This window comes from Paraflavitalea sp. CAU 1676 (assembly GCF_029223285.1).
Taxonomy (GTDB): domain Bacteria; phylum Bacteroidota; class Bacteroidia; order Chitinophagales; family Chitinophagaceae; genus Paraflavitalea.
On the sequence record NZ_JARHUJ010000006.1, the window covers coordinates 344,885 to 366,046 of the forward strand.

The 21,162-nt window shown below is 47.8% G+C and carries 17 protein-coding genes and 1 tRNA gene; 7 read left to right on the forward strand and 11 right to left on the reverse strand.

What is annotated here, in order from left to right:
• Positions 1-150: 150 nt before the first annotated feature.
• The gene (gene asnS, locus P2H89_RS21150) at positions 151-1,590 is read right to left on the reverse strand and encodes an asparagine--tRNA ligase (RefSeq protein WP_275830602.1); all 1,440 of its coding nucleotides are present in this window, start codon (positions 1,588-1,590) and stop codon (positions 151-153) included.
• A 137-nt stretch (positions 1,591-1,727) separates the two neighbouring features.
• On the opposite strand from asnS, the gene P2H89_RS21155 reads away from it, so the two are divergent.
• The 3 genes from P2H89_RS21155 (at position 1,728) to P2H89_RS21165 (ending at position 5,679) form a co-directional block, all read left to right on the forward strand.
• Complete coding sequence (locus P2H89_RS21155; protein WP_275830604.1) at positions 1,728-2,711, forward strand: 2-hydroxyacid dehydrogenase; 984 nt, start codon at positions 1,728-1,730, stop codon at positions 2,709-2,711.
• Positions 2,712-2,822: 111 nt separating this feature from the next.
• The gene (gene feoB, locus P2H89_RS21160; RefSeq protein WP_275830607.1) at positions 2,823-4,943 is read left to right on the forward strand and encodes a ferrous iron transport protein B; all 2,121 of its coding nucleotides are present in this window, start codon (positions 2,823-2,825) and stop codon (positions 4,941-4,943) included.
• 127 nt (positions 4,944-5,070) lie between these two features.
• Complete coding sequence (locus P2H89_RS21165) at positions 5,071-5,679, forward strand: hypothetical protein (protein WP_275830609.1); 609 nt, start codon at positions 5,071-5,073, stop codon at positions 5,677-5,679.
• A 236-nt stretch (positions 5,680-5,915) separates the two neighbouring features.
• Here the strand turns inward: P2H89_RS21165 and P2H89_RS21170 are convergent, their stop codons facing one another.
• Positions 5,916-7,061 (reverse strand): hypothetical protein, encoded by a 1,146-nt coding sequence (locus P2H89_RS21170; protein WP_275830611.1) that lies wholly within the window; start codon positions 7,059-7,061, stop codon positions 5,916-5,918.
• 252 nt (positions 7,062-7,313) lie between these two features.
• On the opposite strand from P2H89_RS21170, the gene P2H89_RS21175 reads away from it, so the two are divergent.
• On the forward strand, positions 7,314-7,856 hold the full coding sequence (locus P2H89_RS21175; RefSeq protein ID WP_275830613.1) for a hypothetical protein: 543 nt from the start codon (positions 7,314-7,316) through the stop codon (positions 7,854-7,856).
• Between the two features lie 21 nt (positions 7,857-7,877).
• Here P2H89_RS21175 and P2H89_RS21180 read toward each other — a convergent pair whose 3' ends face one another.
• From P2H89_RS21180 to P2H89_RS21190, 3 genes are read right to left on the reverse strand one after another with little or no spacing between them, the layout of a single operon-like run.
• Positions 7,878-8,495 carry an HAD family phosphatase gene (locus P2H89_RS21180; protein WP_275830615.1) on the reverse strand — a complete coding sequence of 206 codons (618 nt, stop codon included), beginning with the start codon at positions 8,493-8,495 and terminating at the stop codon, positions 7,878-7,880.
• A gap of 58 nt (positions 8,496-8,553) precedes the next feature.
• Positions 8,554-9,510, reverse strand: coding sequence for a hypothetical protein (locus tag P2H89_RS21185; RefSeq protein ID WP_275830617.1), 957 nt, complete (start codon positions 9,508-9,510; stop codon positions 8,554-8,556).
• Between the two features lie 60 nt (positions 9,511-9,570).
• Positions 9,571-10,062: a GNAT family N-acetyltransferase gene (locus tag P2H89_RS21190; RefSeq protein WP_275830620.1), complete on the reverse strand. Its 492-nt coding sequence runs from the start codon at positions 10,060-10,062 to the stop codon at positions 9,571-9,573.
• Positions 10,063-10,559: 497 nt separating this feature from the next.
• Here P2H89_RS21190 and P2H89_RS21195 point away from each other — a divergent pair, with 497 nt between their 5' ends.
• Complete coding sequence (locus P2H89_RS21195; RefSeq protein WP_275830622.1) at positions 10,560-12,143, forward strand: hypothetical protein; 1,584 nt, start codon at positions 10,560-10,562, stop codon at positions 12,141-12,143.
• An 89-nt stretch (positions 12,144-12,232) separates the two neighbouring features.
• On the opposite strand, the gene P2H89_RS21200 is transcribed toward P2H89_RS21195, so the two are convergent.
• The 5 genes from P2H89_RS21200 to P2H89_RS21220 form a co-directional block, all read right to left on the reverse strand.
• Entirely contained in the window at positions 12,233-13,375 is a 1,143-nt protein-coding gene (locus P2H89_RS21200) for a methionine aminotransferase (RefSeq protein WP_275830624.1), read from the reverse strand.
• A 48-nt stretch (positions 13,376-13,423) separates the two neighbouring features.
• Complete coding sequence (locus P2H89_RS21205; RefSeq protein WP_275830626.1) at positions 13,424-13,816, reverse strand: RidA family protein; 393 nt, start codon at positions 13,814-13,816, stop codon at positions 13,424-13,426.
• An 18-nt stretch (positions 13,817-13,834) separates the two neighbouring features.
• A complete protein-coding gene (locus tag P2H89_RS21210; protein ID WP_275830627.1) occupies positions 13,835-14,569 on the reverse strand; it encodes a 3'-5' exonuclease in 735 nt (244 codons plus the stop codon).
• A gap of 110 nt (positions 14,570-14,679) precedes the next feature.
• Positions 14,680-15,792, reverse strand: a complete 1,113-nt coding sequence (locus tag P2H89_RS21215; protein WP_275830629.1) for a mannose-1-phosphate guanylyltransferase — start codon at positions 15,790-15,792, stop codon at positions 14,680-14,682.
• A gap of 12 nt (positions 15,793-15,804) precedes the next feature.
• A complete protein-coding gene (locus tag P2H89_RS21220; protein ID WP_275830631.1) occupies positions 15,805-16,785 on the reverse strand; it encodes a KpsF/GutQ family sugar-phosphate isomerase in 981 nt (326 codons plus the stop codon).
• 472 nt (positions 16,786-17,257) lie between these two features.
• Between P2H89_RS21220 and recQ the strand changes: the two genes are divergently transcribed.
• Together recQ and P2H89_RS21230 are read left to right on the forward strand one after the other, a co-directional pair.
• On the forward strand, positions 17,258-19,552 hold the full coding sequence (recQ, locus tag P2H89_RS21225) for a DNA helicase RecQ (RefSeq protein ID WP_275830633.1): 2,295 nt from the start codon (positions 17,258-17,260) through the stop codon (positions 19,550-19,552).
• Between the two features lie 284 nt (positions 19,553-19,836).
• Positions 19,837-19,912: transfer RNA gene (locus tag P2H89_RS21230), tRNA-Phe, on the forward strand.
• A gap of 56 nt (positions 19,913-19,968) precedes the next feature.
• On the opposite strand, the gene P2H89_RS21235 is transcribed toward P2H89_RS21230, so the two are convergent.
• Entirely contained in the window at positions 19,969-21,087 is a 1,119-nt protein-coding gene (locus P2H89_RS21235) for an acyltransferase (protein WP_275830635.1), read from the reverse strand.
• Positions 21,088-21,162: the final 75 nt, after the last annotated feature.

Genomic DNA, 21,162 nt, shown 5'->3' on the forward strand with positions numbered 1-21,162 from the left:
GATGCGCTGCACCGGATAATTCCATACACTTTTTACGACTGATTTTGAGAATTGACTCTTTTGATCGGTTACGGGCATAAAAAAGAGCCGCCGAAGCGACTCTACTTATAATATTATGAATAACCAAGGCCCCTTTTGTGGCGCTTTGGTTTAAAACTCGGCACTCTTGGGTGTACGCGGGAAGGCGATCACATCACGGATATTCGTCATGCCGGTAACAAACAGCACCATGCGTTCGAAACCAAGTCCGAACCCGGCATGCGGTACGGTACCATAGCGACGCGTATCGAGGAACCACCACATTTCTTCTACCGGTATGTTCAGTTCTTCCATTCTTTTGGTGAGCAAGTCAAGACGCTCCTCGCGTTGTGAACCGCCCACGATCTCCCCGATGCCGGGCGCCAGGATATCCATGGCGGCAACGGTTTTGCCATCATCGTTCTGGCGCATGTAGAACGATTTGATGTCTTTGGGGTAGTTGGTTACGATGACTGGTTTCTTGAAATGTTTTTCGACCAGGTAGCGCTCGTGCTCGCTCTGCATATCCACCCCCCATTTCACTTCGTACTGGAATTTCTTCTTTTTGTAGGCTGGTGAATTGAGGAGGATGTCGATGGCTTCGGTATAGGTGATGCGCTCGAAGTTATTGTTGAGTACAAACTCCAGTTTCTCGATGAGACCCAATTCGCTGCGCTTGTCCTGAGGCAACTGCTTTTCTTCTTCTACCAGGCGTTGGGCCAGGAATTCGAGGTCTTCGCGGTTGTTCTCCATCGCAAAGCGAATGAGGTACTTGATGAATTCCTCGGCCAGGTTCATGTTGTCTTCCAGGTCGTAGAAGGCCATTTCGGGTTCTATCATCCAAAACTCGGCCAGGTGGCGGGCGGTATTGGAGTTTTCGGCGCGGAAGGTGGGGCCGAATGTATAGATCTCGCTGAAGGCTGTAGCTGCCAATTCACCTTCAAGCTGTCCGCTCACGGTGAGGTTGGTAGACCGGCCAAAGAAATCTTCTTTATAGTTGATGCTGCCGTCGTCGTTCGTGGGCAGTTGTTTAGCGAGGTCGAGGGTGGTTACGCGAAACATTTCGCCGGCACCTTCTGCGTCGCTGGCGGTGATGATGGGTGTATGCATGTACACAAATCCTTTCTCGTGGTAGAATTTGTGAACGGCATAGGCGAGGGAGTGGCGTAAACGAAATACGGCGCCAAAGGTATTGGTGCGGAAACGCAGGTGGGCGATCTCGCGGAGAAATTCGAGGCTATGTTTTTTAGGCTGTAGGGGATATTTTTCAGCATCACTGTCTCCTAACACTTCAACGGCAGTTGCCTTTACCTCAACCTTTTGGCCCTTACCCTGCGAAGCGATCAACTGACCGACAATTTTCAGAGACGCACTGGTCGTAATACGTTTGAGGGTGGCTTCATCCAGCAAGCCCAACTCAACCACGATCTGGATATTATTATTGGTAGATCCGTCATTAAGCGCTATAAACTGGTTGTTACGGAAAGTGCGTACCCAACCCATTACTATCACTTCCTGGCCCGTTGCTTCGGTGGCCAATAACTCTTTGATCTTTACCCGTTTGTTAAACATGATTTTTTGCTTAATACGATTACCAATAGTGCCAATTTTTGGCAGTTGGCAAAGATAAGGATTGGGCGGACAATCTTATATCAGATAACTTTGGCTATACCTGAATCAGCTTTATCCATCAACCTGAGGATCAAATCATGAGAATAGCTTTCTTTTCCACCCAATCGTACGACCGGACCTTTTTCAGCCGCTATAATAATGGACACGAATTGGTGTTTTTCGATGCTCCCCTGAATGAGCAAACGGTGAGTCTGGCCACAGGTTTCGGCGCTGTTTGCGCTTTTGTGAACGATGTGCTCTCGGCCCCGGTGATTGCTCAACTGGCTGCCCAGGAGGTAAAGCTGATCGCGCTCCGGTGCGCCGGCTATAATAATGTGGACCTGCATGCCGCTTCCCAACATCAGCTTCCGGTAGTGCGGGTACCCGCCTATTCGCCTTATGCCGTGGCGGAACATGCGGTAGCTATGATCCTGACGCTGAACCGAAAAATACACAAAGCCTACAACCGGGTGCGCGAAGGCAATTTTTCGTTGGAGAGGTTAACCGGATTCGATCTCCACGGCAAGACAGTGGGGGTTATCGGCACGGGCAAGATCGGGCAGGTTTTTATCGACATCATGTTGGGTTTTGGCTGCCGGGTGCTGGCTTTTGATGTGGTCGCCAACCGCGACCTGGAAGCAAAAGGCGTTGAATACCGCCCCCTGGTAACGCTGTTGCCCGACTGTGATATTATTTCCCTGCACTGCCCCATGAATGAACAGACAAAGCAGATCATAGGTGCCCAAACCCTTGGCATGATGAAAAAAGGCGTTATGCTGATCAACACCAGCCGCGGCGGTCTGGTGGACACCCGGGCTGCCATCGATGCCTTGAAAAGCGGCCAACTGGGCTATTTGGGCATCGATGTGTATGAGCAGGAAGAAAAGCTGTTCTTCCACAACCTCTCGGAAGTGATCATTGAGGACGAGGTGATCATGCGGCTGATGAGTTTCCCCAATGTACTGGTGACTGCCCACCAGGGCTTTTTCACCGAAGAGGCGTTGACTCAGATCGCCCAAACTACCTTGCAGAGTATCAATGACTTCGAAGCGGGTAAACCTTTAGCGTTTAAAATTGGTTAATTGTAGGCAGCCAGGGGGCTTTTTTACTCAATTCGTAAAGACCCTCACCTGCAATTCGGTAATTTCGCGGCCTTGTGCGCTCCGGCTTGGAGTGCCAGGTTATTATTTATCATGAGGGATACGATTCAAATTGCATTGGTAGGCAACCCCAACAGCGGCAAAAGTTCGCTGTTCAATGCCCTGACGGGGATGAACCAGAAAGTGGGCAACTTTCCCGGGGTGACCGTAGATAAGAAATCGGGCAAAACAGCCCTTTCCGACGCTATGACTGCCACCATTATCGACCTGCCGGGTACTTATAGTTTGTATCCGCGCCGGGAGGATGAATGGGTAGCTTACCGGGTACTCATGAACCAGGATAAGGAGGTGCAACCCGAAATGGTGTTGCTGATCGCCGATGCCAGCAACCTGAAGCGTAACCTGCTTTTTGCCTCGCAGATCATCGACCTCAAAATACCTGTGGTGATCGGGTTAACCATGATGGACCTGGCCAAACAAAAAGACATCAAGATCGATGTGGCCGAACTGGAGCGTGAACTGGGCGTACCCATCATTCCCATCAACCCCCGCAAGAATAAAGGTATTCCCCAGCTTAAAAAAGCGCTCGAGCAAACGGCCCAACACCTGTACAAGGCACCGGTCCGCGATTTTATCAATAATGAGGCGTTGGCCCCCGCTGCCGTGAAGGAGGTTAAAGAGGTGGTGGCCGACCTGAGTGATTACGAAGCGATCCATTATCTCATCAACCATGAATCTTTTGCGCTCGACAGCGGGATGCAGGAAAAGATCGAATCGATCGAGGTTTCGAACAAATTCAACCATACCAAAACGCAGGCTGAAGAAATCCTGCAGCGGTATCAGCGCATAGGGGCCATCCTAAAACAATCTGTTTCGGAACCCACGGCGCTTCAAAAGACGTTGTTTACCGAGAAACTGGATGATATTTTATTGCACCGCCGCTGGGGATATCTGATCCTGATATCGGTGCTGTTCCTGCTGTTCCAGAGCGTTTTCTGGCTGGCCGAGTACCCGATGACCTTTATCGAGTGGTCGTTTGCCGAGATCAGCGGCTTCTTCAGCCGCGTGTTGCCGGAGGGCTGGTGGAGCGACCTCTTCATCAATGGCCTCATTGCCGGCATTGGGGGTATCGTTGTGTTCATACCCCAGATCATGATCCTTTTTGGCCTGATCACTATTTTGGAAGACACCGGATATATGGCCCGGATCAGCTTTCTTACCGACAAACTCATGCGCAAGGTGGGCCTTAACGGTAAAAGCGTGATGCCGATGATCAGTGGTTTTGCCTGTGCGGTGCCAGCCATTATGAGCGCCCGGAACATCGAAAACAAAAAAGAGCGGCTACTAACCATTTTTGTTACTCCTTTAATGAGTTGCAGTGCCCGACTACCTGTGTATACGATCCTGATCGGCCTGGTGATTCCCAAACAAACCTTATTGGGTTTTATCGGCTTACAAGGCCTGGTGATGATGGGCTTATACCTGCTGGGACTGGTGATGGCGCTGGTAACGGCTTATATCGCCAAATGGTTTATTAAGATCAAAGAGAAAAGCTATTTTATCCTGGAATTGCCGATCTACCGTGCGCCGCGCTGGAAGAACGTCGTGGTGACCATGGTGAGCAAGGCGAAAATCTTCGTGGTGGATGCGGGTAAAGTGATCATCGTGATAAGCCTTATTTTATGGGCATTGAGCTCTTACGGACCCAAGGATCGTATGGCTGCTGTACATACTAAATATGAGCAACTGGCGCAGCAACAACCGGAAAAGGCCGATGAGCTGGAGCGCGAGAAAGGCACCGAACTGCTCGAAAACTCCTATGCCGGTATTCTGGGCAAAAGCATCGAACCGGCTATTAAGCCGCTGGGCTACGACTGGAAGATCGGGATTGCGCTGATCACTTCTTTTGCGGCGCGGGAAGTATTTGTGGGCACCATGGCTACCTTATATAGTGTTGAAGGGGGAGCCGATGCCGATGAATCGACGCTTACTGAAAAGCTTCATGCTGCCACCCGTTCTGATGGCAGTAAGGTATATACTTTGGCTACGGGCCTTTCGCTGATGATATTTTATGTTTTTGCCATGCAATGTATGAGTACGCTGGCAATCGTAAAACGCGAAACGCAGAGCTGGAAATGGCCCATTCTACAGCTGGTGTACATGACGGGCCTGGCCTATGTTATGAGTTTGCTCGCTTTTCATCTCTTCAATTAGAGCGTTCTATACATTACGGATTGACTTAAGGGGTTTGCGTTATGTCAATAACCCCTAATGGCTTGTTGTTCCATACAACATTCATTTGGCGCCTGCCGTTAATATGGCTACCCTAAATCCCGTCCTTATGAAAAAGATAGTTTGTATCTTTTTTGCATGTGTGTGCGCTTTTGTTTCTCCTGCACAAACTCCGGCCGCCTGGTTTCATTATGCGGAGGAGTTCCATTTCGTTAAAGAAGTACCTGCAACTTCCATGCAGGGCAAGAATTTCCGGTATGAGATCGCGGTAAAATCAAACCCCTCCGATTCGCTTTCCAAAGTGCGGATCCATGGCATTGGTGTGGGCAGTAGCGGCGAGCCATTGACTGGAAATGAGTTTACCATTGAGACGCGTGAAGAACAGGATTGGACGGTCTATACCGTGGTGGGCACGGTACGTGCCGATGCTCAGCAATTATGGTTCTATGCTTCGGTAAATGGTAATGGCAATTTTTACTTCGACGACATCAGTTTTTACCTGGAAGAGTCGCCCGGCAAATGGAAGCAGCTCACTTTATTCAATCCTTCGTTTGAGGAAAAGCAGGCAGATATTTTTGCCGGATACCAAGTGAACAAGCGAAGATCGGCTACGGTGCAAACGATGCTGAGCGCAGAAGTGGTGAAAACCGGTCATCATTCTTTGCTGGTGAAAACCCGCGGCGCTGCCCCTGCTATGGCCACTGCGCTTAGTGAATAAATTATCATCAACGAGACTTTATTGATATTCCAAACCCAACAATCAACATGAAAGGAGCCCACCTGGAGCTCCTTTCTCTTTTCTACCCATTCAAACTTTGATGAAAAACAAACCAACCGCGTCCATAATATTTTGAAAATGCCTGGCAAGTGGTGCGTGTTTCAACACCGCTTAAGGCAGGCTTTGGCCGGAACTGCAAGTCAGATGCCGGTTTCAGCGGCCCCCTGGCCGAAGGATTAACTAGCGGCCTGCTCGATCCTCCGGCGTAGATCGGGATACATCCTGCGCATCAGGTTATTGAGGACTTCTTCTTTCGACGGACCGAAATTGCTGTTCCGATTGCGCACCAGTAACCAGTCATTGTCGTCGAGGGCGCGTGAATCGCCGGTGTAAGTTGCATAACTATCGTCCCAGCTAAGGTTTTGGGTCAACAGCCCCTGGTCTACATTCTTGTTGTTGACGATATCGCTTACCCGGTAATCGAGGGCGCCATTGACGGTAAAGGTGCGGCGAGTTACATGCAGGGTGGCATTCACGGTTTTATACACCGGCTTACCGGCTGAGTCCTTACCGATCTCGATGCTGCGCGATACGTTACGACTAAATTTATAGGGTAGGGATCCGTTGGCATCAATATTCCTCCACCTTACATCCACCACCCAATCGGCTTCGATGTTTTCACGGTCGGCATCGCGGTCGGTATAAAAACGGGCGGGTACGATATTGGCATTCCGTCCGCCCAGTTCACGCACCAGTGATTCCTGGTAATCTTCGGGACGGTAGCGGAAGCCGGTATTGCCCCAGGTATTGAAAAAGAGGTTATCGTTCTCAATGCGGTTCACGACTACATTCACCACGCTTTGTTCGTATGAGCGGGCCATCAACTCTTTGGCATCCTTGTATCCATTTACATACCTGTTGGTTTTGCCGAAGGCTTCATTGGCCTGTAAACTCTGTTCGCGCGTATTACCGGCAAGCAGGTTATTCCCTTTTTCATAATAATAGGCGGCAGCGTCTTCGCGCACGTCCTGCATTTGTTGCAGATAGCTGCGGGGTTGAACAAAGTTCAACAATACCGGGGCCGATTGGGCGCTGGTATACATCTGTTGCAAGGCATCGTACTCGCGCAGTATCTTATCCCAACGGTTTTCGTCGGTTCCGGTGCGATATACTGCCGCGGCCTGTTCGTGCCTTTCAACGGAAAGGGCATACAGACTTTTCACGTCCTGCTGAGCCTTGGTATTATCGGGATGCTTGATCAATTCGTTCACGGCTGCAAACAATGGTTTGTCTTCTGTAAAGGAAGCGTGGAATTTCAACGTACTGCGGCAAGCTGTAAACAGCACTGCGGCAACGGATATAGCGGTTATCAGGCGTATCATAATTTGGTTCTCCTTCCCTACTATGACCGGAAACGGGCTCAAAAGATTGTTAGGGGTTTCTTAAAAGCAAAAGATGTTGTTGAGGTGATTGAAACTCAGCAGATTATTAATTCCCGGGAGCAGGGCAGGTTTTTAAGGTGAGAGGCTCCGGGTAAAAAAATGCCGGGTTAGGCGGTGGTTTTGACCATTGGTAGAATTGGGCGGTGTGGGATTCGGCGAATGGAGTAGTTTGGTAGTAATATGAAACCGATTATGAAAAAGATCGCCTTTGTTTGCCTGTTGGCTTTTGCGGGCTCCTCTTCTTTTGCGAACCATACCGTTGCTGCTGCCGATAGTATCCCCGCCAATGATAAAGATGTGCAATCGATCGACGCCATCCTGGGTGCTTTGTATGATGTGATCTCCGGGCCTGCGGGTCAAAAGCGCAACTGGGATCGGATGCGTACTTTATTTCTGCCCGAAGGAAGGCTGGTAGCTACGGGTGTGAGGGCAGATGGCAGCATTGGAAAAAGGATAATGAGTGTGGAGGATTATATCAACTCTTCGGGGCCTGTGCTGGAAAAGAATGGTTTCTTTGAGCAAGAGATCGGTCGTAAAACAGATCAGTTTGGCGGTGTTGCCCAGGTTTTCAGCACCTATGAGTCGAGAAAAACCTTGGCGGATGAAAAGCCGTTCATGCGGGGCATCAACAGCATTCAATTGTGGTTTGACGGCAAGCGCTGGTGGGTGCTGTCTGTTTTCTGGCAATCTGAAACTCCTCAACTACCCATACCGGCTCAGTATCTGAAACAGTAATTCTTGCAGGGTGAGTTATCCTCAACCCAGCTTTACTCCTAACATTTTAAGTTCGGCTTTAAACTGTTCCGGCGACCTGAAGTGGATGACGTTCATGCCAAGGTCTTTGGCGGGATGCAGGTTGCGCAGGTTATCGTCGATATAGATTGCTTTTGAGGGCTCGATTTCAAAACGGCTCAGCAACGTTTCATAGATGGGCAGGTAGGGCTTGCGTGTTTTTTCATCGCCCGAGACTACGATGCCTTCAAACCAGTGCAGGAATTCGTAGCGACTGAGTGCTACGGGAAAGGTTTCGGCACTCCAATTGGTCAATGCATACAGCCGGTAACCGGTATGGTTCTTCAGGTAGTGGAGCACATCTACGGTTCCCTGGATGGCGCCACCCAGCATTTCTTCCCAACGGCCATAGTATGCCCGGATATTCGCTTCATGCTCCGGATGTTGTTTTACGAGCAGCTCGGTTCCTTCGGCGAGTGAGCGGCCAGCATCCTGTTCTTCGTTCCAGTCGCTGGTGGTGATGTTTTGGAAGAACCAACGCATATCTTCTTCCTTATCGAAGAGGGTCTTGTAAACGTATTCCGGATTCCAGTCTATCAATACTCCGCCGAGATCAAATACGATCGTGTTAATGCTGCTCATAGTTGCCATCATTGAGCAGCGAATTTAATTGATTCAATGCAATGGCCGGACAAGGGCATTATTTATCATGGGGATATAATATTCTATTAAACCATGTTACGCACTCATCGGCATCGAGGAGCGAAAATGCATGGGGATGGCGTGTTCCATTTGACAGGTACCCTTTGCCCAATGCGGTGACCAGCTCTGCTTTTTTGTTGCCCATCTTATTCAGAGCAACGATACAACCGGTGAGGTCGGCGAGATTGAGCCAGGCCACACTGGTTTGCCGCTCCCTGATAAACCAATTTATGTCGGGATCGCAGTACAAGCGTACGGGCATATTTTTCAGGTAATGGGTGTTGCCTCCCTGCGCAGCATCTGCCGTATAGGCCGACTCCTTTTCATAGTTGGCTGCCTCCTGCTGGGGTGTGCCGCCAAATATCTTCCTGAAGCGTTCGGTGATCATGGTCGCTTCACTATTGAGACCAACCCCTTCCTTCATCGCACGGTCGTACCCATTGTAAAGTCGTTTAAGGTCAAGCGGCGGATCGACCCCAAAAACGGCTGCTGGCTTTACCAGCGAATCGCGCCCGGGCTTTTGTGTTGTCTCTGCATAGCACATCGCATAGAGGCCACCAATGGAATGCCCGCCGATCACCAGTTTGCCATCCGGGATCCTGTACTTTTTCATGGCTTTCGTAACGATGATTTCCAGCCTGCGCTGCACCAGGCCCATGGTTTCGGTTGCGTTGGGAAGTATAAGAAAGGGGATCAATACGGTATATCCTTTGGCAACGGCTGCGTCGTGTAGCCTGGTTTCTTTCATCATTTCCTGCGGCGGGGTCATGAATCCCGGGATTATCACCAATAAGCCTTTGGATGGCTGTAGCGGTTGAAGCGTGAAATAGAAACTCTCCAGCTTGTCATTGGCCCCGGTGGTTGCTACAGTATCGATGCTATAGGCCGTAGACTGTGCGGTGCTTCGGGTAAAAACCAGCAGTAAGACAAGTGCGGTCAGTACTTTGATTTTCATGTGAAGGCCTGGTTGGTTAAGGCGATTTACGGCAACACCCATCAATTGGTTGGCCACGTGCTACAAACCAACCCTGTCGCTGCGTCTTTCCAGCATTACAGTGGTTCGCCAGATGCCATCGAGCTGTGCGATACGCTCGCGGTAGCCGATGTAGCGAAAGCCACATTGTTCATGAAGGTGTATACTGGCCTTGTTTTCTTCATGGATCACGCTCAATAGCGACCAGATGCCATTGCGTTCGCTTTTGCGGATCAGTTCCATCAGGAGAACCCGGCCAATTCCCTGTCGTTGGTGGGCGTGGGCGACATACACGCTCACTTCGGCGACTCCCTCGTAACAGGACCGGTTTGAAACGGGTGAAAGGGCAGCCCATCCGGTAATTTCATCTCCTTGCCTGGCGATAATGCGTGAATGAGGGTGGTATTTATCATCGAACTCCGGCCATTCGGGAACGGAGGTCTCAAAAGTGGCCATACCGGAAAGGATGCCCTGGCGATAAATATCCAGGAGTATTGCGGCCTGACTGGCAAGCATCGGTTCAATAGTGATCATGCTCCTAAATTAGAATTCCGGCCACAAATAACCGTCGGTCCGAAGCATTTTTGATGACGATTTAATGTGTTGGAGGCAATGTAATTGACGGAAAACGAAGAAGTGGGACTGCAGAAAATACGATATGGCCAAGCATTTTTGCTGATTTTAAAGAAAAGTTAACATGGGATTTAATTATTCCCCTATATTCGCGGGGCCTTAAAAGAAAAAAGGTCCACTGTAGAAACAGCTGACCTCTAACGATTGCTTGCCATATGAAAAAAGGTAATAAAATCTATCTCAATTTGTAAGGGTGAATGTATTTTTGCTCAATTTCACCCCGGCCTCTAACTCACTTGCCTGCGATACTCAAAGCCTCATCTTGTTCTTTGTTGATACAAAAATAAGATGAGGTTTTACTTAATTCAAAACATCTTAAGAGGGATTTGATTATGCCTACGGGGTGATGTTAGCGCAGAAGCCGTACTGGCGCTGTGTTTCAGGAAAATTACATGATGATGGCCAACAGATTAACAGATACCTTATTCCAGTTAGTTCATTCTTTGGAGAAATCGGAGAAGCGACATTTCAAGCTCTATATAAAAAGGAGTTCGGGCAATGAAGACCTGAAAATCATACAGTTATTTGACGCCTTAGATAAACTGAACGAATATGATGAGAAACTCCTCCTGAAAAAAATTCCCTCGATCCAGAAACCTCAGCTCAATAATCTCAAGACGCATTTATACAAACAACTGTTAGCAAGCTTGCGCCTGTTGAAGACTGCGGATAATGTGGATCTGCAGTTGACAGAACAGTTAGATTATGCCCGTATCCTCTACACCAAGGGTCTCAAGATCCAAGCACTGAAAATACTGGAGCGTGTAAAGGAAATTGCACGCACCAACCAGAAGTTCAACTTCCTGGCCCAAGTGATTTCGCTAGAGAAGAAGATCGAAACGTTGCACATTACACGAAGCTCGCAGGAGAAGACGGATGAGTTGGTGGAAGAGTCGCTGGAAATTGCAGGTCATATTGACCGGGTGACGCGACTGAGCAATCTTGCATTGAAACTTTATCGCTGGTATATCAGAAACGGTCACGTTCGCAACGAGGCCGACGAAAAAGACATCAAAGAGTTCTTCGTTAAAAACCTTCCTCCCAGCGACGAGATCACTGGTTTCTACGAAAAGCTGTACCTATATCAAAGCTATTGCTGGTATGCTTTCGTACGGCAAGACTTTCTGATGTATTACCGCTATAGCCAGAAATGGATTGATCTGTTCGACGCCGACCCCTTCATGATCACGGTTGAGACCGGTCACTACATCAAGGGCATGCACAACCTGTTGAATGCACATTTCGACCTACGCAATTTTGAGCTGTTCGAGATCACCCTGCGTAAGTTCAGGGAGTATTCAAAAACAGATGTGGCGAATATTCACGACAATTTCAGAACGCACACTTCAATTTATATCAACAGTGCGATCCTGAACTGGAACCTGATGCGCGGTACCTTCAAAGAAGGTTTGACGGAAGTGCCCCAGATCGAACAAGACCTGGAGACCTATCAGCTTTACGTCGATGGTCACCGTATCATGGTGTTCACTTACAAGATCGCTACTCTTTATTTTGGCAGCGGCGACTACGACCGTTCGATCGATTACCTGCAAAAGATCATTCACGGCAATACCGAGATCCGCAGCGACCTTCAATGTTATGCACGCTTGCTGCACCTGATGGCACATTACGAACTTGGCAACTTTGAATTGATGGAATCTTTGACGAAATCGGTGTACCGGTTTATGGCCAAGATGGGCAACCTGACCGTTGTTGAGGAAGAGATGTTCCGTTTCCTTCGTCACTCATTTGGCGTATCGCCGCGTCAACTGAAGCCCGAGCTGGAGAAGTTCCTGGACAAGATCAAGCACCTTGAGAAAGATCGCTACGAAACCAGGGCTTTTGCCTACCTGGATGTTATTTCCTGGGTGGAAAGCAAGGTATCGGGCAAACCCATGAGTGAGATCATTTACAACAAATACCTCCAGCGCCGTAAGCGCCGCTATGTAACACTGAATGCAGATCAAAAGAAGACTGCTTAAGTTTCAGCCGGTTGCCTGATCACCGTGCTCTTCTTCCCGGCACGATTGCCTGCTATTACTTTTACCGTAACTGGCCTCTATCGATTGCTCTATATCTTCCTCAACCTTTCTACTGCCTGCTCCAACGTGGCTTCCTTCTTGGCAAAGCAGAAGCGAATCACTTTATTATCTTTTCCTGACTGGTAAAATGCAGAGACCGGTATGGTGGCGATGCCGAATTCCTTTGTTATGCGAATGGCAAAATCCTTATCGCTTTCATCGCTGATCCGATCGTACTGGTAACACTGGAAATAGCTGCCGTAGCTCGGTAATGGCGTAAAACGAGTCTTTTTCATGAGGGAAGCAAAATAGTCGCGTTTATGTTGCATTTCGGAAGAAAGCCGCAGGTAAGTACCGCTGTTCTTCAGGTAGTCGGCCAGGGCCACCTGCGACGGAGTGTGACAGCTGAAGCAGTTGAACTGGTGTACTTTCCGGAACTCTTTGGTGAAAGCAGCAGGCGCTACACAATAGCCCAGTTTCCAACCGGTGCAGTGGTACACCTTCCCGAAGGAGAAACATACAAAGCTGCGCTGCAACAGGTCGGGATAGCGTAATATGCTTTGATGCGGTATGTTATCGAAGATCAGGTGTTCGTATACTTCATCGGACAGGATCAGGATATTGGTGTCTTTTACCAGTGCCTGCAGCTGATGCATGTCCTCCTCCCGTAGCACCGCCCCCGTGGGGTTGTGGGGAGAGTTGATCATGATCATTCGTGTGCGTGCAGTGATCTTGCTGCGTACCGCATCCCAATCAATGCGGTAGTCGGGAAATTGCAGGTCGACCAGCACCGCCCGGGCGCCATTTACCTCGATATTGGGAATATAACTATCATATCCCGGCTCAAACACGATCACTTCATCACCGGGTTGCAATACGGTCGTCAGTGCCGTGTAAATGGCATACGTACCACCGGGTGTGATAGTAATTTCTGTATCGGGATTTACTTTGGTATTGTAGAGGAGCTGTATTTTCTCAGCAATGGATTCGCGCAGGGGCATCCAACCCGGCATAGGCGCATACTGGTTAAATCCATTGTGCATGGCCTTGTTAACAAGTGCGGTGAGTTCTTCGGGCATGGGGTAATCGGGAAACCCCTGTCCGAGGTTTACTGCCTTATGTTCTGTTGCCAGGGCACTCATGACCGTAAATATAGTAGTGCCTACATTGGGTAGCTTAGATTGGATATGCAAGGTACCAGGTGAATTGAAGTGATAGGTAATGCGGTGCTGCTGCTTTGTTTATTCGCTCAATATGGCTGTGGCTTCGATCTCGATCAGGTATTCCGGATCAATCAACCCTTTTACCTCGATCATTGATGTGCAGGGCTTGATGGTGCTGAAAAACTCTCCATGTGCCTTTCCATATTCTTCCCAACGGCTGATGTCCGTGACGAACATGCGGGTACGCACTACATCTTTGAGGCCTGCGCCTGCCTGCTGCAGCACTTTTTCGATCTTGCTCAATATGAAATAGGTTTGTGCGTAAGCATCTCCTTTGCCAATGAGCTGGCTATTTTCATCAACCGCTACAGTGCCTGTTACTTCGACAATGTTGCCCATCTTTACGGCACGACTGTATCCTACAATATCTTCCCATTTAGCGCCGGAAGATATGTTGATTCGTTTTGACATGGTATACTAATGGTTTGGTTACGCGGTGACCTGAGTTTGCTTGATCTCGACATTTTCCGGTTGGATGAGGCTTTCGCCATTGAAGCGTAGGTAGACCTGAGCTACGGTGATCACATCCTTTTGGCAGTATGTTGCGATGCGTTCGAGATCATTCTGTTTCCAATAAACCTCGCCCACCATTTTACCATCAATATCGTCCTTGGGAGTAGGGATACCGAGGGCATGGGCCAGCAGGTTTAAGGAGGTAAAGCTTTTGAAATCGCCGAACTTCCACAGCTCCATGGTATCGAGGTGGGCTATTTCCCAGGGCTTTTTACCGCTGATATTAAGTACCGGGGGAATTTGAAGTCCATTAATGATGAGGCGTCGGCAGAGATAGGGGAAATCGAATTCCTTTCCGTTGTGGGCGCACATGTATTTTTGCTGGTCAACTGCCCAGCGGCGCAACATATCTGTAAACTGTTGCAGGAGTTCCTTTTCATTGTGGCCGTAAAAGGACTTCAGGATAATTTTCTTCGTTTCGCCATCGCCATGGATGATGCCCACACTGATGCAAACGATCTTACCGAACTCGGCATAGATGGCCGCCCGGTTATAGACCGACTCTACCGTTTCCTCCTCTTTATTACGGATGAGATAATTGGCTTTGATCTCCCACAATTCTTTCCAGTCGTGCGGCACGTCGTCGTACGAGCGGTATTGGGAAACCGTTTCGATATCGAGGAATAGAATGTTATTGATCGCTGTGAGCATGGTAATTACTATGCAAATATCGGTGAAAAGGTAATCAACTTTAGTGAAGTTACAATTCACCCATTCTGCACATGCTGTGTAGCGGAATCAATATGGCTGTGGAGGCAGATTTACAGGAACTTGTCGCCCTTGTTTCGTTTTACTTCGGCCACGTATTCCTTGATCTCCTGTTCTTTGTCTTTTTTACAGATAAGGAGCACATCTTTGGTGTCTACCACGATAAAATCTTCGATGCCCTGCAACACTACCAGCTTGTCGTTCCTGGAGTGCACCATATTGTTGTGGGCGTCGAATACCATTACCTGGTCGCCGGCCACTGCATTGCCGAGATAATCTTTTTCGAGGTTCTCGTAGGCACTGTTCCAGGTGCCGAGATCGCTCCAGCCAAAGGAGGAAGGAATGAGGTAAACGTTATCAGCCTTTTCCATGATACCATGATCTATGGAAATATTGGTACAAAGCGGGTATATATTATTAAGCGCAGGTATTTCCTGTGTTGTATTGAACTTTTCTTTTTCCGCCGCAAAGACTTCATACATCTCCGGCAGGTGTTTTTCGAATGCTGCAATGATGTTCTTCACCTGCCATACGAAGATGCCGGCATTCCAGAGAAACTCTCCACTGGACAGGAAGGTTTTGGCCATTTCCAATTTGGGTTTCTCTGTAAAGGTTTTCACTTTATACACATTATCCGACACGGCATGTTGTTCATATTGGATATAACCATATCCTGTGTTGGGATAGGTGGGCTTTATGCCCAGCGTGATGAAAGCGTTGTGCTTATTAACAAAACTGAGTGCCTCAAGACATACTTTAGTGAAACCGATTTGATCCAGTATCAGGTGATCGGAAGGAGCTACGATGAGCGATGCCTGGGGGTCAAGTTGCTGCAGCTTGAAGGAAATATAAGCAATACAGGGGGCTGTATTTTTTCTGGAAGGCTCACCGAGTATATTTTGCAAGGACATCTCGGGCAACTGGTGCTTAACAATATTGATGTATTCGTTGGAAGTAACAACGAAAATATTCTCTTTGGGAATGAATGTGGCAAAACGCTCGTAGGTAGACTGGATCAGTGTTTTACCGGTATTCAGAATATCCAGGAACTGTTTGGGAAAGTTGGTACGGCTCATGGGCCAGAAACGGCTACCAATTCCCCCTGCCATTATTGCTACATAGTGATGCTTATTGCCACCCACTGCGGGTGATTGTGTCTTTGTCATAGTTTCAAAAGTCTAAATAAGGCCCTCTCTTACGAGGTCGTGCAAGTGAATAAATCCAAGGTAGGTGGACCCTTCGGTCACTACCAGTTGTGTTATATCGTACTGTCTCAAAAGGTCCAGAGCCTCCACTGCCAGTGCGTCGGGACTGACTGTTTTCGGGTGTCCGGTCATGATGTCGGCTGCTTTTATCTCCTCTAACTGGATCGTTATGCTTTTTTCCAGCATACGACGCAAGTCGCCGTCCGTAACAACGCCAAGTAGTTGATCATTAGTATCAACTACCGCTGTGGCGCCCAATCTTTTTTTAGAGATCTCAACGATGACCTGCTTTAAGGAAGCAGTGGATAGTACTTTGGGGCATTCGTTGTTGGGATATAGGTCCGACACGCGCAGGTATAACTTCTTTCCAAGGGTACCGCCAGGATGGAAGCGGGCGAAATCATCCGACCCAAATCCCTTCATCTCCATCAATACGACTGCCAATGCATCTCCCATCACGAGCTGCGCAGTTGTACTGGAAGTGGGAGCCAGGTTATTGGGACAAGCTTCCTGCGATACGGTGGTATTGAGTATCATATCGGCCTGCCTGGCGAGGTAGGCATCTAAATTACCCACCATTGCGATAAGCGGGTTACCAAAATTGCGCACCAGTGGCACCAGTACTTTTATTTCGGGACTTTCTCCGCTTTTACTGATAATCATCACTACATCGTCCTGTTGGATCATGCCCAGGTCGCCATGTATCGCATCGGCCGCGTGTAGAAAGATGGAGGGGGTTCCGGTTGAGTTGAGCGTTGCAACGATCTTCTGGGCAATAATGGCGCTTTTGCCGATGCCGCTGATCACGAGCCGTCCTTTGGATTCATAGATCACCCGAACTGCTTTCTCGAAATCGTCGTTGATCATGGGCTTCAGGGAGGCTACAGCCTCGGCTTCGCGGATGATCGTTCTTGTTGCAACTGCTTTAATATCAAGGGTAGACACTACAGACATAGTTAATAAATGACAAACCTACTTGAAAATTGTTGGCCTGCAAAACCATTACAATAAGGTAAAAGACAGGCTGCGGCGGTTTTGACCCTTATCCGCAACCGCTAAACAGTTGTTAGTCACGGAATCACTAAAATTCAGTATTTTATATGATTTACAAAGGAGTAGGGCTGAAAAAACTAAACTTAGGGAATATATCATATTTGTTAAAGCGGGCGTTATCTATTGACGATCGGGCAAAATGAGTTAAATTCGCCACCCTTTGAAACAAACCCGGTCCCCATTGTATGCAGGGGACAATTCTAACCAACGCTAACCACCGATCTGACGACCTGGCCAAACATGAGACGTTACTATTCCATCCGCCCATAGCGGGTGTATTGTGTTTATCTGAGAGCTACCATTAACATTAAAACCTTACGCCTTATTCTATGCATAATTACGTCACTTATTGTGTGAAGGAAATCATATGAGCATGGGAACAACAACCAAGAAAACGGCATCGAAGGCTGAGAAAGCATCAAAAAGCGGCGCTGTTAAAAAAAATGGGACTGCCAAGTCCAAAGAGACCATTTCAACTTCTTACCTACTCGAAGCCCTGCAGGAACACTTCGGCTTCAGCGTTTTCAAAGGAAACCAGGAAGCAATCATCAAAAGTTTATTGAGCGGGAAAGATACTTTTGTTATCAAGCCCACCGGCGGAGGCAAAAGCTTGTGTTATCAACTGCCGGCTATGATCAGCGAAGGGGTGGCTATTATTGTAAGCCCTTTGATCGCATTGATGAAGAATCAGGTAGATCTGGTACGTGGCTACAGCAGCAAAGATGATGTGGCACACTTTCTCAACTCCACGTTAAGTAAAAAAGAGATCCGGGAAGTGCAGGATGACCTTACCAGTGGTCGAACCAAAATGCTGTACGTTGCTCCGGAAACACTCACCAAGCAAGAAAATCTCGAGTTCTTTGCGGAACTCAAAATATCTTTTTTCGCCGTCGACGAAGCACACTGTATTTCCGAATGGGGGCATGATTTCCGTCCGGAATACCGCCGCCTGCGGGAAATGATGACGCAAATTAATCCCGATATTCCGGTGATTGCACTCACTGCTACTGCAACGCCCAAAGTGCAGAGTGATATCATCAAAAATCTCGACCTTCGATCCCCATCGATCTATATATCCTCGTTCAATCGTCCGAATCTCAACTATGAGATTCAACCCAAGATCAAGAAAGATCAGACGATCAAGAGCATGGTGCGTTTCATCGTGTCGATGAAAGGCAAGAGTGGAATCATTTATACGCTCAACCGCAAAACAACGGAAGAGCTGGCCGATATGCTGATGGCCAATGGCATCAAGGCGGTTGCATACCATGCCGGGCTCGATAGCAAATTACGCGCTGAACGCCAGGACCTGTTCTTGACAGAAGAGGTTCAGGTGATCGTTGCCACCATCGCTTTTGGCATGGGTATCGATAAGCCGGACATCCGTTTCGTGATCCACTACAATATTCCGAAGAGTATCGAGAACTACTATCAGGAGACCGGCCGCGCCGGTCGTGATGGCCTCGAAGGCAAATGTATTCTCTACTACTCGCACAAGGACGTGGCCAAACTGGAGCACCTGATGCGTGATAAGCCTTTAAGCGAACGTGAAGTAGGTGCACAGCTGATCAATGAGACCGTTGCGTATGCCGAAAGTGGTGTATGCCGCAGAAAGGTGTTGATGAGCTATTTTGGTGAAGAGTATACCGAGAAGAATTGCGGGGAATGCGACAACTGTCTGCATCCCAAAGAAGAGGTGGAGGCAAAGGACAATGCCGTAAAAGTGTTGAAGGCGGTAAAGGCACTGGACGAACGTTTTGCAACTGATTATACTGTTAATATTATCATCGGCCGACTTACTCCCAATATCAGCATGTTCCGTCATGAGGGCATTGCGGAATTTGGTATAGGTAAAGACGAGCCCGATCATTACTGGAGCACGCTGATCAGGCAATTGCTGTTGGCTGGCTTGCTGAGCAAGGAGATTGAAGATTATGGTGTGTTGAAGATCACCAAAGCCGGTGAGGCTTTTGCCAAGAAGCCAAAATCCTTTAAGATCATTCTCAACAACCTGTATGAGGAGGCGAATGCCGATGATGATGAGGGAGCTGAAAGTCCAACGGGTACCGGAGCAACCGATGAGAAGTTGTTTGAAATGCTGAAAGAACTGCGTCAAAAGGAAGCCAAAAAGAAGGCCCTGCCTCCTTTTGTGATCTTCCTGGAGACTTCTTTACAGGACATGGCAACACTTTACCCAACCAATTTACAGGAGTTGGAAAAATGTTCTGGTGTAAGTAAGGGTAAGGCCATTCGCTATGGCAAACCTTTCATCGAAATGGTGGCGAAATATGTGGCAGACAACAATATCGAGCGGCCCGATGATTTTGTGATGAAGAGCGTTGTGAACAAGAGCGGCAACAAAGTTTATATTATTCAACAAACGGATAAAAAGATACCGCTCGAAACCATTGCCCGCAATAAGAGCTGGCGGATGGATGAGATGCTGGAAGAAATGGAGACCATTGCGGCGAGTGGTACCAAGCTGAACCTCGATTATGCCATCGACGAAATGTTGGACGAGCATGAACAGGAGGAAATCCTTGAGTACTTCAAGGGTTGCGAAACCTCGTCACTGCAAGTTGCCGGGGAAGAATTAAGCGACGGTAACTATACCTGGGAGCAGTTGAAGATCATGCGGATCAAGTTCCTCGCACAGTATGGCATGTAATGCCATTTCAAATCAGGAGATTGATGATTAGTATAAAGTTGTGGCTTTGCCGGCCACAACTTTTTTTATTTAATAATGTGCTATTCCGTACGTGTAGTACGATTTGATTGTTTAGCTGTATAGCGTCAGAAGAGGTTATTTCAGCGTATGCAGGGTGACTAAATTTTCGAAACAAAAGCAGAAAAAATCAATAATTAATTTTTTGATTTACACAGAATTGCTATTTTTGCAACCCCAATCAAGCAAATGGATGACAAATCCCCAAGTTTGAAAAAGGCAAAGGAGGTGCGGTAGCTCAGTCGGTAGAGCAAAGGACTGAAAATCCTTGTGTCGGCGGTTCGATCCCGCCCCACACCACCAACAGAATCAAGCGATTACAGCGAAAGCGGTAATCGCTTTTTTGTTTGTGAAATGTATTAATTGTTTGTCTCTGAGGAAATTGTGGCGGGCTTTGATGTAGGTAACCTGGAGGATAACCTGTCATGTTCAAAGTATTTCTTCAATGCTATGAATTTTGCTTCAAATAGATAAAAGCTCACTGCAGCTACGATGTAGGTGATTCCAAAACTTATCAGAAAGAATACAGGTACGGGTATGGTTGGCTTAAAGTACGTTTGAATCAGAAAAAAGCAAAGCGGATGATATACATATAAGCCATAACTTATTTTACCGGAAAACTGAAAAAACCTGCTGGTCAGTATACGACTAACCCATGAAGTGCCCTGCAGTGCAATAACATATCCTACAAGACAAAAGCAGCTTAAAGAAAGCAGGTTATACTTCACCACCTGCACAACGACCATCGCCTGACCCGTAACTTTTACCCACAGTACAATCGCAGGCAGCAGCACAAGGACAAGGCCAACGATAAACTTTTTGGCATTACCCTTAAGCTTTCCTTCCAGCTCCCATACCGCCAACAGAGCGCCCATGGCTAGCTCATCCATACGGGTAAACGTAAAGTAAAAGACTTCAAACCCTTTATTTATCAATACAAGGCGACATATGAATGCTATGATCAATATGCCGGCAATAGCAATCTTGAGACCCTTTTTGTTAAAAAAATAAACCAGGCAGGGCCACAGAAAATAAAAATGTTCCTCCACCGCAAGCGACCAATAATGCGAGGGCACAACAGCGTCCCAGTTAAACGTCATGGCAAAGTTCTGCAGATACACCCAGGCATAAAATTGCTTCCCTGCAGGAGCAATGGGTATATTTTGCAACAGTGGCACCAGAAAATAAAAGAGGAAAAGAAATAAATAGTACAGCGGAAAAATTCGCAATGCCCTCCTGATGTAAAAATCAGAAAAAAAGCGGGCCGATCCCTTTGTCGCCATTAATATGCGGGTAATAAGGAAGCCGGACAATACAAAGAAAATAGAAACACCGGTTTGCCCAAACGAAGCGTATTTGGCAATCGCCTGGTAAATCGCACTATCTGATTTGAAAGCTACTACAAAGTGCATGTACATTACCATCAGCGCCGCTACCGCCCTAATGCCATCCAGTTGTCGATAATATTGAATTTTCATCTGCTGTTGCCCGAAGATAGATAAAAATACCTCGAAGATAAAGGTAATGGGGCAGGGAAAACCTGAACAAATAAT

Excerpts from the sequence above, each read along its gene's own strand:
- P2H89_RS21185 (WP_275830617.1), bottom strand. The coding sequence starts at position 9,510 with ATGAAAATCAAAGTACTGACCGCACTTGTCTTACTGCTGGTTTTTACC.
- P2H89_RS21175 (WP_275830613.1), top strand. The coding sequence starts at position 7,314 with ATGAAAAAGATCGCCTTTGTTTGCCTGTTGGCTTTTGCGGGCTCCTCT.
- P2H89_RS21210 (WP_275830627.1), bottom strand. The coding sequence starts at position 14,569 with ATGCTCACAGCGATCAATAACATTCTATTCCTCGATATCGAAACGGTT.
- recQ (WP_275830633.1), top strand. The coding sequence starts at position 17,258 with ATGGGAACAACAACCAAGAAAACGGCATCGAAGGCTGAGAAAGCATCA.
- P2H89_RS21170 (WP_275830611.1), bottom strand. The coding sequence starts at position 7,061 with ATGATACGCCTGATAACCGCTATATCCGTTGCCGCAGTGCTGTTTACA.
- P2H89_RS21205 (WP_275830626.1), bottom strand. The coding sequence starts at position 13,816 with ATGTCAAAACGAATCAACATATCTTCCGGCGCTAAATGGGAAGATATT.
- P2H89_RS21180 (WP_275830615.1), bottom strand. The coding sequence starts at position 8,495 with ATGAGCAGCATTAACACGATCGTATTTGATCTCGGCGGAGTATTGATA.
- P2H89_RS21235 (WP_275830635.1), bottom strand. The coding sequence starts at position 21,087 with ATGAAAATTCAATATTATCGACAACTGGATGGCATTAGGGCGGTAGCG.
- P2H89_RS21165 (WP_275830609.1), top strand. The coding sequence starts at position 5,071 with ATGAAAAAGATAGTTTGTATCTTTTTTGCATGTGTGTGCGCTTTTGTT.
- P2H89_RS21215 (WP_275830629.1), bottom strand. The coding sequence starts at position 15,792 with ATGACAAAGACACAATCACCCGCAGTGGGTGGCAATAAGCATCACTAT.
- asnS (WP_275830602.1), bottom strand. The coding sequence starts at position 1,590 with ATGTTTAACAAACGGGTAAAGATCAAAGAGTTATTGGCCACCGAAGCA.
- P2H89_RS21155 (WP_275830604.1), top strand. The coding sequence starts at position 1,728 with ATGAGAATAGCTTTCTTTTCCACCCAATCGTACGACCGGACCTTTTTC.
- P2H89_RS21190 (WP_275830620.1), bottom strand. The coding sequence starts at position 10,062 with ATGATCACTATTGAACCGATGCTTGCCAGTCAGGCCGCAATACTCCTG.
- feoB (WP_275830607.1), top strand. The coding sequence starts at position 2,823 with ATGAGGGATACGATTCAAATTGCATTGGTAGGCAACCCCAACAGCGGC.
- P2H89_RS21220 (WP_275830631.1), bottom strand. The coding sequence starts at position 16,785 with ATGTCTGTAGTGTCTACCCTTGATATTAAAGCAGTTGCAACAAGAACG.
- P2H89_RS21195 (WP_275830622.1), top strand. The coding sequence starts at position 10,560 with ATGGCCAACAGATTAACAGATACCTTATTCCAGTTAGTTCATTCTTTG.